Genomic DNA, 14,248 nt, shown 5'->3' with positions numbered 1-14,248 from the left:
GGGACCCAGATCTTCATGCCGAGAACCTTACGGCCAGGGAGGAAGTATGGAACACATGAGAAAGCTCCTGATCCTGTTGCTGTCCGCCCTGCTGACCGCCTGCTCCAGCGCCGGTGGCGCGGTGTCGACCGTTCCCGCGGCGCCACCGCCCGGTAAGCCCAAGACCGTGGCGCGCGATCTGGCCGTGCCGTGGGGGATCGCCTTCCTGCCCGGCGGCGACGCGCTGGTGACCGAGCGTGACACGGCCAGGCTGCTACGCGTGACCCCGGCGGGCAAGGTCACCGAGCTGGGCCGCATCCACGGGGTCTCCGCCCACGGCGAGGGCGGGCTGATGGGCGTGGCGGTCAAGGGGGACCAGCTTTTCGTGTACTTCACCGCGGCCGACGACAACCGGATCGTCCGTTACCGGTTCACCGGCGACACGCTGTCCGACCCGAAGGTCATTTTGAAGGGCATCCCGAAGGGCGCCATTCACAACGGCGGCCGGCTGGCGTTCGGCCCCGACGGCTTCCTGTACGCCACCACGGGCGAGACGGGCGACCGGCAGCTCGCCCAGCGGCGCGACTCCCTCGGCGGCAAGATCCTGCGCATGACGGTGGACGGCGCCCCCGCGCCCGGCAACCCGTTCGGCACGCTGGTCTACAGCCTCGGCCACCGCAACGTGCAGGGCCTGGCCTGGGATCCGGCGGGCCGGCTGTACGCCTCGGAGTTCGGCCAGAACCGCCACGACGAGGTCAACCTCATCAAGCCGGGCGCCAACTACGGCTGGCCGGAGGTGGAGGGCAGGGGCGACGACCCGGAGTTCGTCAACCCGATCATCACCTGGCCCCCGTCGGAGGCCTCACCGTCCGGCGCGGCCTACGCCGACGGCTCGCTCTGGGTGGCCGCGCTGCGCGGCGAGCGCCTGTGGCAGATCCCGCTCGGGCAGGACGGCGCGGCCGGCACGCCGGTCGCGCACTTCACCGGCACGTACGGCCGGCTCCGCGGCCTGGCCACGGCCCCCGACGGCACGCTGTGGATGTCCACCAGCAACAAGGACGGCCGGGGCGACCCCAGGGACGGCGACGACCGGATCCTGTCCGTCGGCCCCCGCCGCTCCTAGTTACTGGTCGCGCACGTCGTCTGGGCCTGCGGCCGGTACTTCGTGGTCAGCTTCTTGTCCCGCTTGACTTCCTTGCCGTCCTTGAGGAACACGCGGGTGACGTCGATCGTGAAGCCCTGCTCGCCGATCGCGGCCATGCAGCCGGGGGCGGAGCTGGTCTCGCGGCGGAACGGGGTGAAGTTCCGCTTCTCCGACTCGACGGCCTCGATCTTGTCGTAGCGCTTGGTGCTCCACAGCTGCACGGTGACCGAGGTGCCGGTCGACGCCGTCTTGATCAGCACACCGAAGTCGGAGTCGTTGCGCCACTTGAGGTCCATGTCCGGGTAGAGCAGCGCGGCGTCGCGGCCGGACGGGTAGCGGGCGGCGTGGTAGTCCATCGGCACGTGGGCGACGTCGTCGAACCCGCCGAAGAAGACCGCGTTGTACATCGTGGTGGCGAACTGCGAGACGCCGCCGCCGATCATGGGCACCATCCGGCCGCCGACGATCTGCCCCGCCTGGACGTAGCCGCCCTCGACGGTGCGCTCGCCCACGACGTCGTTGATCGAGAACGTCTCCCCCGGCTTTACCAGGTAGCCGTCGAGCTGGGTCGCCATCCGCTGGATGTTCGTCACGCGGGGCAGGCAGCAGTCGAAGGTCGTGGTGAACTCGGCGATGTTCTCCTTGATGCCGAGCCCGCTCACCTCTTCGGTGCTCACCCTCGGGGAGACCACGGCGAGCGACACGGGGATGACGCGCGCGCCGCCGCCGCCGACCGTCTTGGCCACGTCGCGGGCCAGCTGCTTGGCGTCGATCCCCCTGCCGCGGTGGGCGGGGACCAGCACCGGCTTGCCGTTGACGATCTGGTAGGTGGCGTCACGCGGCGCCTGCGCCGCGTCGACCAGCTTGCTCTCCACCGAGGTGAGCGCCGCTTCGGCGTCGAACTGGGGGGACAGCCCGCCGCTCTCGTCGGAGACGAAGGTCAGGTTGGCGGCGATCGTGGCCGGGGGCAGCTGGGCCTGCTTGGCGCCGAGCTTCAGCGTGAGCGGAGCGGCGACGGCCCGCTTGGCGGCGGTCTCGGCCTGCTTGACGGCGGTGGGTGTGGTGTCGGGCTTGGCGGGCCTGAGCGTGAGGAAGACCGATTCGCGGCCGGTGAGGAAGGCGTCGGTGATCACGCGGACGGCCTCGGGCTTGTCGAGCACCACGCCGTCGTGCGGATCCGAGGTGACGGGCTGCCCGTTCTTGAAGGCCACCCGGCCGTCGCGCGGCTTCTTGTCGTAGGTCTCCGCCAGCCCCTCGACGGTCCTGGCCAGCTGGGAGGAGTCGATCGTCATCTTCGGCTGGAGCTCGGTGGTGCCGGTGAGCCCCCGCCATACCTCGACCGGGCTGGGGAAGCCGCTGGGCGCCTGCCCGATCGTGCTGACCACGTCGAGCTCGAGGCCGGCCTCGTCGGCCTGGATGGTCTCCTTGCGGCCGCCGATGTCGGCGACGACGGGCTTGTTCAGCTTGGGCGAGAGCTCGGTGCGGAGCTTGTCGGCCGCCTGCGTCACGGTGAGTCCGCCGATGTCCACCCCGGCCACACGCGTGCCTCGCAGGACGGACCCCGACATGAGCACGGCCGGCACCAGGTACGCCAGCGCGAGCAGGATCACGACGAGCAGGACCAGCGCGGGCAGGAGGCGACGGCGGCGGGGCGGCTCCGGATCGATGAAGGCGGGCAGCCGCTCGGAGGCGCCCCGGCCGAACACGGGGGCGGGCGGCGCGGGCGGATTCTGCCAGCGTCCCTCGTTCACCGGCCACGGCTGTGGCGGGGGTGCCACCGGAGGCAGAGCGCCGCCGGCCTTCTGGCCGTTCTGGCCATTCGGGCTGTTCGGGGCACTGGGAGTCGCCGGTCGGGGCTCCGGCTGACCCGGCGGCCCGAAGATGTCACGGGACACCCCTGGGGGCAGCCCCTCGACCCGAGGCTTCTTGCTGCCGCCTGACATGGGCAAAGGCACCGAAGCGAAAGGGTCGGTCGGCGATTCGATCGGTCCGGCGTTACGCACGCCTCAATCTCCTCCCGCTCCGCAGCCACATCCTCAGGCAACAGTAAGGCACGCGCAATGGGATATGTCACGAGAAATGACTACGGAAGTGTGTCAACCTAGCCACCGGTAGCGATGTTCGGGGCGTCCGGCCGTGCCGTACCGGGGCCTGAGTTCGGCGTGCCCGGCGACGCACAGGTATTCGAGGTAGCGGCGGGCGCTGACGCGGGACAGGCCCGCGAGCGAGGCGGCCTCGGCCGCCGACAGGTCGCGGCCCGACTCCCGGAGCGTGTCGGCGACCAGCGCGCATGTCGCCGACGACAGGCCCTTGGGCAGCGGCGCGGCGATGGGCTGCGTGCCGAAGAGCCGGTCGACGTCGTCCTGGCGGGCCTCCGCGCCGATGGCGGTGAGCCGCTTGCGGGTGTCGGCGTACTGCTGGAGCCGCTCGGTCAGCGCGGCGGCGGTGAACGGCTTGATCAGGTAGTTGACCGCGCCGCCGCGCATCGCCTCCCTGACCGTGGACACGTCGCGGGCGGCGCTGATCATGAGGACGTCCACGTCGTGCAGCGCCTTGAGCACCTCAAGTCCCGACATGTCGGGTAGGTAGATGTCGAGCAGCACGAGGTCGGGCCGGAGCTCGGCGGTCATGGCGAGCGCGGAGGCCCCGGTGTGCGCGGCGGCCACCACCTGGAAGCCGGGCATCCGCGCCACGTAGCCGCTGTGGATGCGCGCCACCATGAAGTCGTCGTCCACGACCAGCACCCGGATCTCGCTCATCGCACCGGTTCCCGGAGCGGGGCGGGCAGCAGGGCGGTGAAGACGGCGCCGTCCGCGTTGCCCACCTTCACCCAGCCGCCCCTGCGCAGGCACGCCTGCCGGGTCAGCGCCAGGCCGAGCCCGCGCGGTCCCGACTGGGCGGCCTTGGTGGTGAACCCCTCCCTGAACACCTCTTCGACCAGGTCAGGAGCGATACCGGGGCCCGAGTCGCCGACCCGCACGTGCAGGCCCTCGGCGTCGGTCAGCACCGACACCTCGATCGTGCCCGTGGCCCCGTCGAGCGCGTCCATCGCGTTGGCCACCAGGTTGCCGACCACCAGGACCGCGTCCTGCGGGTCGCCGAGGACGTCCTCCGCCACGGCGGAGTCCTCGGACAGGACGAGCTGGACGCCGCGCTCGGCCGCCTCCGCCGACTTGGCGAGCAGCAGCGCGGCCAGCGTCGGGTCCTGGACGCGATCGCGCAGGCCGGTGGCGTACGTGCCGCGGGTGGTGCGGGTGATGAAGCCGATCGCGGCGTCGTGCTCGCCCAGTTCGAGCAGGCCGACGACGGTGTGCATGCGGTTGGCGAACTCGTGCGCCTGGGCCCTGAGCGCCTCGGTGGCGCTGCTGGTGTCGTCGAGCTCGCGGGCCAGCCGTACGAGCTCGGTGCGGTCTCTGAGGGTGACCACCCAGCCGCGGTGCTGGCCGCGTACGGAGACCGGCGTGCGGTTGAGTACCAGCACCCGCTCGCCGTGCAGCACGATCCGGTCCTCCCCCGGGTCGGCCCCGCCGAGCACGTCGCGCATCCGCTCGGAGACCGGCATCTGGGTGAGGTCCTCGCCCACCTCGCCGAGCAGCTCGCGGGCGGAGTCGTTGACGAGCGTCACGCGGCCCGCGAGGTCGAGCGCGAGCACGCCCTCCTTGACCCCGTGCAGCACGCCCTCGCGCTGCTCCAGCAGCCCGGCGATCTCGCGCGGCTCCAGGCCGAACGTCTGCCGCCGGACCCGCGCGGTGATCAGCGCCGCCGCCGCGAGGCCGGAGAGCAGCACGGCCAGCGCGGTCCACACCAGCGGCGGCAGCGCGCCCGCGAGCTGACTGGTCACCGTGGTCTGGAGCACGCCGACGGAGACCAGGCCGATGACGTTGCCGTACTCGTCGAAGATCGGTGCCTTGCCCCTGACCGTGGTGCCGATCGTGCCGGTCTCGGTGCCGACCCAGCTCTTGCCGGTGTTGAGGACCGAGGCGCCGTCGGTGGACAGCCGCTTGCCGATCAGCGCCGCGTTGGGGTGGGCGTACCGGGTCTGCTCGCGGTTGGCGATGACCACGTAGTCGGCGCCGGTCGTCTGCTGGACGCTCAGCGCGAGCGGCTGCAGCACGCTCTGCGGATCCTTGATGTCGAACGCGGCCCTGACCTGAGGCAGCCCCGCCACGGACTGGGCGATCGCCAGCGCCCGCTGCTCGTACAGCGAGTCCAGTTGGGCGCGCGTGTGATTGGCCCACACGCCTCCTGTGCCTCCGACGGCCAGCAGCACGATGACCATCTGGAGCACGAACAGCTGGGTTCCGAGGGAGGCGTCACGTACCCGTCTCACCTGGCCCATGGAAACATGCCGAGGTCACAGGGGGGTTGCGACCAATACGACCTATACGACAGCTATCGTAAAAAGGTCGACTCCATCGGCAACGGACTTCACCATCCAGTATCTCGTTACGTGAAATCCCCCCTTTGGAGTGATCATGCGTCTCCGCATACTCGCCGCCGTCGCGGCGCTCTCCGTCGCCGCGGTGTCCGGCTGCGGCGCCGGCTCCGGTTCCGGTTCTGACGGCGGGGGGACCGGCGCTCTGCGCATCATGGCTCCCGCCTCACCAGGCGGCGGCTGGGACCAGACGTCCCGTACGGCCGAACAAGCGATCAAGACCGTCGACCCGAAGCGCCGGGTCGAGGTGTACAACGTGCCCGGTGCCGGCGGCACCATCGGCCTGGCCCAGTTGGCCGGCGAGAAGGGCAACGGCAACCTGCTGATGACCATGGGCCTGGTCATGGTCGGCGCGATCGAGCAGAACAAGTCCAAGGTCACGCTGGCCCAGACCACGCCGATCGCCAAGCTGACCGAGGAGTACGAGATCATCGTGGTCCCGGCGGCCTCCCCGTTCAAGTCGATGGCCGACCTGGTCGCCGCCTGGAAGGCCGACCCGAAGAAGGTGTCCATCTCGGGCGGCTCGGCCGGCGGCACCGACCACATCGCGGCCGGGCTGATGGCCAAGGCCGCCGGCGTGGACCCGAAGCAGGTCAACTACATCGCTCACTCGGGCGGCGGCGAGGCGCTGAACGAGTTGCTCGGCAACAAGGTGAGCGTCGGCATCTCGGGCGTCAGTGAGTTCGCCGAGCACGTGAAGTCCGGCAAGCTGCGCGCGCTGGCCGTGACCTCGGCCCAGCGGCTGCCCGATCTCGACGCGCCCACGCTCAAGGAGGCCGGGCTGGACGTGGAGCTGACCAACTGGCGCGGCTTCGTGGCGCCTCCCGGGATCGACGACGCGGCCAAGAAGTCGCTGACCGACCTGGTGACCAAGATGCACGACTCGCAGGCCTGGAAGGACGCGGTGGCCAAGAACGGCTGGATCGACTCCTTCCAGACCGGGCAGCAGTTCGCCGACTACCTCAACTCCGAGCAGGCCAAGGTCAAGACCATCATCGCCGAGCTGGGCGTTGTCTCCTGATGTCCGAGACCACGGCCGGTCGTACCGGCCCCGGTGACGGCGAGAAGCGCCGCTGGCGGTGGCGGCCCGAGCTGGGGCTGGCGCTGATCGTGCTGGCGCTCGGGGTGTTCGTCGTGATCGGGACGCTCGACGTGTCCGCCGCCGCCTCGCAGCTCGGCATCGGGCCGCGGTTCTTCCCGATGCTGGTGGGCGGCTCCATGATCGTCGTCGGCCTGTTCTACGTGGCCGACGTGCTCAGGGGCGGGCGCGGCGACCCCGAGGAGAGCGAGGACGTCGACGTGGACGCCCCCGCCGACTGGCGCAGCGTTGGGCTGGTGAGCGGGATCTTCCTGGCGTTCACCGCGGTGCTGAACGTGCTCGGCTGGATCATCTCCGCGAGCCTGCTGTTCTGGGGCCTGTCGCTGGTGCTCGGCGCGGAGCACAGGCTGCGCGCGGCGGGCGTCGGGGTGATCCTGGGGATCGCCACCTACCTGCTGTTCGTCAAGGGCCTGGGCGTGTCGCTGCCGGGCGGGCTGCTGCGGGGGGTGATCTAGGTGAACTCCTTCCAGCTCCTGCTCGACGGTTTCGCCGGGGCGCTGACGCCGATCAACCTCATGTACGCCCTCATCGGCGTCACCCTCGGCACCCTCGTCGGCGTGCTGCCCGGCATCGGGCCCGCCATGACGGTGGCGCTGCTCCTGCCCATCACCTTCACCGTGCCGCCGACCAGCGCGTTCATCATGTTCGCCGGGATCTACTACGGCGGCATGTACGGCGGCTCGACCACCTCCATCCTGCTCAACACCCCCGGCGAGTCGTCCTCGATGATCACCGCGCTGGAGGGCAACAAGATGGCCAGGCGCGGCCGGGCGGCGCAGGCGCTGGCCACCGCGGCCATCGGCTCGTTCGTGGCGGGCACGATCGCGACCGCGCTGCTGGTCGTGGCGGCGCCCGCGGTGGTGAGCTTCGCCATCGCGTTCGGGCCCGAGGACTACTTCGCGCTGGCGATCCTGGCCTTCACCGCGGTGTCGTCGGTGCTGTCCCGCTCGGTCGTCCGCGGACTGGCCTCGCTCGGGTTCGGCCTGGTGATCGGGCTGATCGGCATCGACCAGCAGACCGGGCAGGCGCGGCTCACGCTCGGCATGGACCAGCTGCTCGACGGCGTGGACGTGGTGGTCGTGGCCGTCGGGCTGTTCGCGCTGGGCGAGGCCCTGTACGTGGCCTCGCGGCTGCGCCACTCCCTGCCCGAAGTGGTGCCGGTGGGCCGGGCCTGGATGGGCCGTACGGACTGGCGCCGGTCGTGGCTGCCCTGGCTGCGCGGCACCGCGCTCGGCTTCCCGTTCGGCGCGCTGCCCGGCGGCGGCGCCGAGATCCCGACCTTCCTGTCGTACGCGGCCGAGAAGCGGCTGGCCCGCGGCGTCGCCAAGGAGGAGTTCGGCAAGGGCGCCATCGAGGGCGTCGCCGGGCCCGAGGCGGCCAACAATGCCTCGGCCGCCGGGACCCTGGTGCCGCTGCTGACGCTGGGCCTGCCCACGTCCGCGACGGCCGCGATCCTGCTCGCCGCCTTCCAGCAGTACGGTCTGCAGCCCGGGCCGCAGCTGTTCGACCACAACCCGGCCCTGGTGTGGGGCATGATCGCGTCGCTGTTCATCGGCAACACGATGCTCCTCGTGCTGAACCTGCCCCTGGCGCCGCTCTGGGCGCGGGTGCTGCGCATCCCCCGGCCGTACCTGTACGCGGGCATCGTGCTGTTCGCCGCGCTCGGCGTGTACGCCCTGAACGGCTCGGTGGTGGACCTGGTCGCGCTCTTCCTGCTGGGCCTGCTCGGGTACGCGATGCGGCGCTTCGGACTGCCGGTCGCCCCGGCGGTGATCGGCCTGATCCTGGGGCCGATGGCGGAGATCCAGCTACGCCGGGCCCTGGCCATCGGGGCGGGCGACGTGACCGTGCTGGTGAGCAGCCCCATCGCGGTGATCCTGCTGCTGCTCGCCCTCCTCGCGCTGCTCGCGCCGCTGTTCAGGAAGCTGATGGAACGGCGCCACGTCGAACCGGTCATGCACACGTCGCGGGAGGACTAACGGCCCCTACCGGCCTTACGACGAAGGCCCCGCCGTCTCGCTTCCTCAGCGAGTGGCGGGGCCTTCGGCGAATCACCCGTCGACGGGCTTACTCGGAGACGCCCAGCTTCTCCAGGATCAGTTCGCGGGCCCGGCCGGCGTCGGCCTTGCCGCGGCTGGCCTTCATCACGCCGCCCACCAGCGCACCGGCTGCGGCGATCTTGCCGGAGCGGACCTTCTCGGCCGCGTCGGCGTTGCCGGCGATGACCTGGTCGACGATCGCCGACAGCTCACCCTCGTCGTTGACGATCTTCAGCCCGCGCCGCTCGACCACCTCGTCGGGCGAACCCTCCCCGGCCAGCACGCCTTCGAGCACCTCGCGGGCCAGCTTGTCGTTGAGCGCGCCGGAGGCCACCAGCTCGGTGACCCGGGCGATCTGGGTGGGCGTGATGGGCAGGTCCGCCAGGGCCACAGCGGACTCGTTGGCGCGCCGCGCCAGCTCGCCCATCCACCACTTACGCGCGTCGGCGGCCGGCGCGCCCGCCGCGACAGTGGCCTCGACCAGGTCGAACGCGTCGGCGTTGTGCATGGCCTGCATGTCGAGGTCGGACACCCCCCACTCGGCCTGCAGCCGCTTGCGCCGGACCGACGGCAGCTCGGGCAGCGCTTCCTTGAGCGTGGCCACCCAGGCCGGGTCGGGCGCGATCGGCACCAGGTCGGGCTCGGGGAAGTAGCGGTAGTCCTGCGCCTCCTCCTTGGACCTGCCGGGCGTGGTGACGCCGGTGTCCTCGTGGAAGTGCCTGGTCTCCTGGATGATCCGGCCGCCGTCGGCGAGGATCGCCGCCTGCCGCTCGATCTCGCTCCGCACGGAACGCTCGACGCTGCGCAGCGAGTTGACGTTCTTGGTCTCGGTACGGGTGCCCCACTCGGACGAGCCGCGCGGCATGAGCGAGACGTTGACGTCGCAGCGCATCGAGCCCTCCTCCATGCGCACGTCGGAGACGCCCAGCGTGCGCATGATCTCGCGCAGCTCGGTCGCGTACGCCTTGGCCACCTCGGGCGCCAGGCTCTCGGTGCCCTCGATCGGCTTGGTGACGATCTCCACCAGCGGGATGCCGGCCCGGTTGTAGTCGACGATCGAGTAGTCGGCACCCTGGATGCGGCCGGTCGCGCCGCCCACGTGGGTGGACTTGCCGGTGTCCTCCTCCAGGTGCACCCGCTCGATCTCGACCCGCACGGTCCGGCCGTCGATCTCGACGTCGAGGTAGCCGTCGAAGCAGAGCGGCTCGTCGTACTGGGAAATCTGGTAGTTCTTCGGCATATCCGGATAGAAGTAGTTCTTCCGGGCAAAGCGGCACCACTCGGCGATCGAGCAGTTCAGCGCCAGGCCGATGCGGATCGTCGACTCGATCGCGACGGCGTTGGCCGTGGGCAGCGAGCCGGGAAAAGCCAGGCAGGTCGGGCAGACCTGCGTGTTGGGCGGGGCGCCGAAGGTCGTCTTGCACCCGCAGAACATCTTCGACGCCGTGCCGAGTTCGACGTGCGTCTCCAGCCCGAGCACCGGCTCGAACCGGGCGAGCGCCTCGTCGTACGGCATGTGCGTACCGACAGTCATGGTGGAGTCCTTAGTTCAGAGAGCCGGAGCCTTGGACAGGAGGCTGCCGCCCCAGCGGCTTTCGAGGGCCCGCTCGACGGCGGCGCCGACGCGGTAGCAGCGGTCGTCGCCCAGCACCGGGGCCATGATCTGCAGGCCGACCGGCAGCCCGTCCTCGTCGGCCAGGCCGCACGGGACCGAGATGGCCGCGTTGCCCGACAGGTTGGACGGGATGGTGCACAGGTCGGCGAGGTACATGGCGATCGGGTCGTCCGCGCGCTCGCCGATCGGGAACGCCGTCGTCGGCGTCGTCGGCGACACCAGCACGTCCACCTGGTGGAAGGCGGCCTCGAACTCGCGCGAGATGACCGTGCGCACCTTCTGCGCCTGACCGTAGTAGGCGTCGTAGTAGCCGCTCGACAGCGCGTAGGTGCCGAGCATGATGCGCCGCTTGACCTCGGGGCCGAACCCGGCGGCCCTGGTCAGCGCCATGACCTCCTCGGCGCTGCGGGTGCCGTCGTCGCCGACGCGCAGGCCGTAGCGCATGGCGTCGAAGCGCGCCAGGTTGGAGGAGCACTCCGACGGCGCGATCAGGTAGTAGGCGGGCAGCGCGGTCGAGAACGACGGGCAGGAGACCTCGACGACCTTGGCGCCGAGCGATTCGAGCAGCTCGACGGCCTCGTGGAAGCGGGCCAGCACGCCGGCCTGGTAGCCCTCGCCGCCGAACTCCTTGACCACGCCGACGCGCAGGCCGGAGATGTCGGCGTTGCGAGCGGCCTCCACCACGGACGGTACGGGGGCGTCGATCGAAGTGGAGTCCATCGGGTCGTGCCCGGAGAACACCTCGTGCAGCAGCGCCGCGTCGAGCACGTTGCGGGCGAACGGGCCGGGCGTGTCGAGCGAGCTGGCGAACGCGATCAACCCATAACGCGACGAACCACCATAGGTCGGCTTCATGCCCACGATGCCGGTGACCGCGGCGGGCTGCCGGATCGAGCCGCCGGTGTCGGTGCCGGTGGACAGCGGCGCCTCGTAGGAGGCGACGGCGGCGCTGGAACCACCGGACGACCCGCCGGGGATCCTGGTCAGGTCCCAGGGGTTGTGCGTCGTGCCGTAGGCGGAGTTCTCGGTGGAGGAGCCCATGGCGAACTCGTCGAGGTTCGTCTTGCCGAGAATGACCAGCCCGGCCGCGCGCAGGCGGCTCGTGACGGTCGCGTCGTACGGCGGGCGCCAGCCTTCGAGGATCTTGGACGCGGCCGTCGTCGGCATGTCGGCGGTCGCGAAGATGTCCTTGTGCGCGATCGGCACCCCGGCCAGCGGACCGAGCCGCTCACCGGCGCCCAGCCGGGCGTCGACGGCCCGCGCCTGCTCGACGGTGGTCTCGCGGTCGATGTGCAGGAACGCGTTGATCTTGGGCTCGACCTCGGCCATGCGGTCGAGGTGCGCCTCGGCCACCTCGACGGCGGTCACCTCGCCACCGGCGATCAGCGCGCCCAGCTCGGCGGCGGTCTTGTGGATCAGACTCATGCCTCCTCCCCCAGGATGCGCGGGACCCGGAAGCGGTCGTCCTCGACGGCTGGCGCGCCGGACAGCGCTTGCTCGGGCGTCAGGGACTGTCGCACCTCGTCGGCACGGAAGACATTGGTCAGCGGAAGCGCGTGCGACGAAGGCGGAACGTCCTCGGCGGCGACCTCGGCCACCTTCGCGACCGACTCGATGATGGCATCGAGCTGGGTGGCGTAGTGGGCGAGTTCGTCATCGGTGAGGGCCAGCCTGGACAACCGGGCCAGGTGTGCGACCTCGTCGCGGGTTATGGCGGACATGAGTCGTTTAACCCGTTTCGTGGATGGAGTTGGGACACTGTCATCCTAGGGGCCTTGACGGAGCTAGACCGAACCGTTAACCCTCGCCACGGTGGAAGCGCCGGGTCAGGCGGTCTGAGTGACCTCGGAGCGGTAGCCGTACTCGATCCCGGGCGAGCTCTCGAAGTGTTCGCGCAGCCAGACCGTGGCCTCGGCGGGCGGCATGGGCTCGTTGAACAGCCAGCCCTGGCCCATCTCGCAGCCCATCTCGGTGAGCCGGATCGCCACGTCGTCCGACTCCACGCCCTCGGCGACCGAGCGCAGGCCGAGCGAGCGGACCAGGTCGACGATGGAGCGCACGATCCGGTAGTCGTCGTCGGACTCGGCGATGCGCTTGACGAACGACGCGTCGATCTTCACCTCGGACACCGCCAGCCGCTGCAGCCTGATCAGCGAGGAGTAGCCGGTGCCGAAGTCGTCGAGGGACAGCGGCACCCCGAGCACGGCCAGCGCCTTGATCGTCTCGTGCGTGTAGGCCTGGTCGCCCATCAGGATGCGCTCGGTGACCTCCAGCTGGATCGCCGAGGGCGGTAGCCGGAGCTTGGCCAGCCCCGCCTCCAACTGGTCGGGCAGCGCCGAGTCGAGCAGGTCGCGGGCGGAGATGTTGACCGAGACCTGCACCCGCAGCCCGCTGTGCCACCAGCGGGCGGCCTGCTCCAGGGCGGCCTCGATGACGTATTCGGTGAGCTGGCGCATGAGGTAGGACTGCTCGGCCAGCGGGATGAACTCCGACGGCGGGAGCTGGCCGTGCACCGGGTGGCGCCAGCGCAGCAGGGCCTCCATGCCGTGCACGGCGCCGGTGCCCAGGCCGACCTTGGGCTGGTAGTGCAGCCTGAGCTCGCGGTTGTCGACCGCGCGCCGCAGGTCGCCGAGGAGGTTGAGGCGTTCGGGCGAGTTGCGGTCCTTGTCCGGCTGGTAGAGCTCCACACCGGTACGCCCCTCCTTGGCGAGATACATCGCCACGTCGGCGCGCTGGAGCAGCAGCTCGAAGTCGGGGGCGTGGTCGGGATAGAGCGCGATGCCGACGGATCCGTCGAGGTCGAACGACATGCCCTCCAGCCGTACCGGCTCTCTGAGAGCGGCCCGCAGCCTGGCCGCCACCTCGCGGGCCGCGTGGGCGTCCCTGATCGAGGGCAGCAGGACGGCGAACTCGTCACCGCCCAGCCGGGCCACGACGTCGCCGGGGCGTACGGAATGGGTGAGCCGGTGAGCGACCATCTGCAGCAACCGGTCACCGACCGGGTGGCCCATCGTGTCGTTGACCTCCTTGAACCGGTCGAGGTCGAGCAGGAACAGGCCGACCCGCTCGTCCTGGCGGGCCTCGGCGAGCGCCTCCTCGGTGCTCACGATCAGCATCTTGCGGTTGGGCAGGCCGGTCAGCTCGTCGTGCATCGCCTGATGGTCGCGGCGCATGGACAGCGTGGCGGTGAAGTAGACCGCCGCCAGGGGCGCCACGAACAGCGGCACGAGGGAGGGCGCGTGGGTCATCACCACGACGACCAGGGGCGCCAGGCCGAGCAGCGCGGCGTAGACGAGGCTCTGCGGGCCGAGGCTGGCCCGCAGCACGCGGGTGATCGACCGGCGCTCGTGCAGCGCCACCGCGCCGCTCACCAGCGCGGCCCTGACGGCGAAGTAGGCGATGCCGGCCAGCGTGATCGCCAGCATGTCGGAGCCCGTGGGCACCCACGGCGCGGCCGGGCGCGGCACGATGCCGAACAGGCCGAGCACCACACCGGCGGCGGTCAGCGCGAGCGTCGACTGGGCGATGTTGAACATCACCCGGTGCCACGCCTTGCGGGTGACGATGCCGTTCATCGTCACGGCCACCGCCTGCATCAGCACCGCCACGGGCAGGCCGAAGTGCAGGAGCACGGCGAAGGTGAACATGGTGGAGGGGTACGTGCCGCCGACGGCGGTCGCCGAGGACACCATGACGGGCCTGAGCTCGCCCAGCACGGCGAGGATGGTCAGCACCCAGAACAAGGGTGTGCGGGCGAGCTCCGCCAGGCCGGCCGGGTCGAGCCGGAGCATGGCCACGGCCAGCGCGGTGAAGCCGATCACGGTGATGCCGGCGAGGAACGCCCACAGAGGCGTCCCGACGCGTGGCCCTGTGTCGCGGGTGTCGGTTGGGTCAGCCATCAGTAACAGAACCCCCATTAGGTCACTATGGGAGGGTA

Annotated in this window: 11 protein-coding genes; 4 read left to right on the top strand and 7 right to left on the bottom strand. The window is 70.7% G+C overall.

The genetic code is table 11. The features are described 5' to 3' along the window. Positions 1-46 precede the first annotated feature (46 nt). The gene (locus tag KME78_RS24625) at positions 47-1,102 is read left to right on the top strand and encodes a PQQ-dependent sugar dehydrogenase (RefSeq protein WP_246651770.1); all 1,056 of its coding nucleotides are present in this window, start codon (positions 47-49) and stop codon (positions 1,100-1,102) included. Here KME78_RS24625 and KME78_RS24620 read toward each other — a convergent pair. The 3 genes from KME78_RS24620 to KME78_RS24610 all read right to left on the bottom strand — a co-directional run bounded on the left by KME78_RS24620 (position 1,099) and on the right by KME78_RS24610 (position 5,462). Continuing rightward, a complete protein-coding gene (locus KME78_RS24620) occupies positions 1,099-2,874 on the bottom strand; it encodes a VanW family protein (RefSeq protein ID WP_219531555.1) in 1,776 nt (591 codons plus the stop codon). The two genes, KME78_RS24625 and KME78_RS24620, sit on opposite strands and share 4 nt — an antisense overlap. A gap of 345 nt (positions 2,875-3,219) precedes the next feature. Next, positions 3,220-3,882 (bottom strand): response regulator, encoded by a 663-nt coding sequence (locus KME78_RS24615; RefSeq protein ID WP_219531554.1) that lies wholly within the window; start codon positions 3,880-3,882, stop codon positions 3,220-3,222. Further along, entirely contained in the window at positions 3,879-5,462 is a 1,584-nt protein-coding gene (locus KME78_RS24610) for an ATP-binding protein (protein WP_219531552.1), read from the bottom strand. Before KME78_RS24610 ends, KME78_RS24615 begins: the two co-directional genes overlap by 4 nt. A 136-nt stretch (positions 5,463-5,598) precedes the next feature. Here KME78_RS24610 and KME78_RS24605 point away from each other — a divergent pair, with 136 nt between their 5' ends. Genes KME78_RS24605 through KME78_RS24595 form a run of 3 tightly spaced genes read left to right on the top strand, consistent with a single transcriptional unit; the run spans position 5,599 to position 8,636 of the window. Further along, positions 5,599-6,579, top strand: coding sequence for a Bug family tripartite tricarboxylate transporter substrate binding protein (locus KME78_RS24605; protein WP_219531550.1), 981 nt, complete (start codon positions 5,599-5,601; stop codon positions 6,577-6,579). Further along, positions 6,579-7,112, top strand: a complete 534-nt coding sequence (locus tag KME78_RS24600) for a tripartite tricarboxylate transporter TctB family protein (protein ID WP_219531548.1) — start codon at positions 6,579-6,581, stop codon at positions 7,110-7,112. The genes KME78_RS24605 and KME78_RS24600 overlap by 1 nt, the downstream gene beginning before the upstream one ends. Beyond that, positions 7,113-8,636: a tripartite tricarboxylate transporter permease gene (locus tag KME78_RS24595; RefSeq protein ID WP_219531546.1), complete on the top strand. Its 1,524-nt coding sequence runs from the start codon at positions 7,113-7,115 to the stop codon at positions 8,634-8,636. It begins immediately after the preceding gene. Positions 8,637-8,724: 88 nt separating this feature from the next. Here the strand turns inward: KME78_RS24595 and gatB are convergent, their stop codons facing one another. The 4 genes from gatB to KME78_RS24575 all read right to left on the bottom strand — a co-directional run bounded on the left by gatB (position 8,725) and on the right by KME78_RS24575 (position 14,210). Further along, positions 8,725-10,230, bottom strand: a complete 1,506-nt coding sequence (gene gatB, locus KME78_RS24590; protein WP_246651768.1) for an Asp-tRNA(Asn)/Glu-tRNA(Gln) amidotransferase subunit GatB — start codon at positions 10,228-10,230, stop codon at positions 8,725-8,727. A 15-nt stretch (positions 10,231-10,245) separates the two neighbouring features. Continuing rightward, a complete protein-coding gene (gene gatA, locus KME78_RS24585) occupies positions 10,246-11,736 on the bottom strand; it encodes an Asp-tRNA(Asn)/Glu-tRNA(Gln) amidotransferase subunit GatA (protein WP_219531544.1) in 1,491 nt (496 codons plus the stop codon). Beyond that, the gene (gene gatC / locus KME78_RS24580; protein WP_219531542.1) at positions 11,733-12,032 is read right to left on the bottom strand and encodes an Asp-tRNA(Asn)/Glu-tRNA(Gln) amidotransferase subunit GatC; all 300 of its coding nucleotides are present in this window, start codon (positions 12,030-12,032) and stop codon (positions 11,733-11,735) included. Before gatC ends, gatA begins: the two co-directional genes overlap by 4 nt. Before the next feature lie 105 nt (positions 12,033-12,137). Then, positions 12,138-14,210, bottom strand: a complete 2,073-nt coding sequence (locus KME78_RS24575; RefSeq protein ID WP_219531540.1) for a putative bifunctional diguanylate cyclase/phosphodiesterase — start codon at positions 14,208-14,210, stop codon at positions 12,138-12,140. Between the last annotated feature and the right edge of the window lie 38 nt (positions 14,211-14,248).

Origin of the sequence: Nonomuraea guangzhouensis, from assembly GCF_019396345.1 — a bacterium.
Taxonomy (GTDB): Bacteria; Actinomycetota; Actinomycetes; order Streptosporangiales; family Streptosporangiaceae; genus Nonomuraea; species Nonomuraea guangzhouensis.
This window is presented reverse-complemented; position numbering and strand designations above follow the sequence as displayed.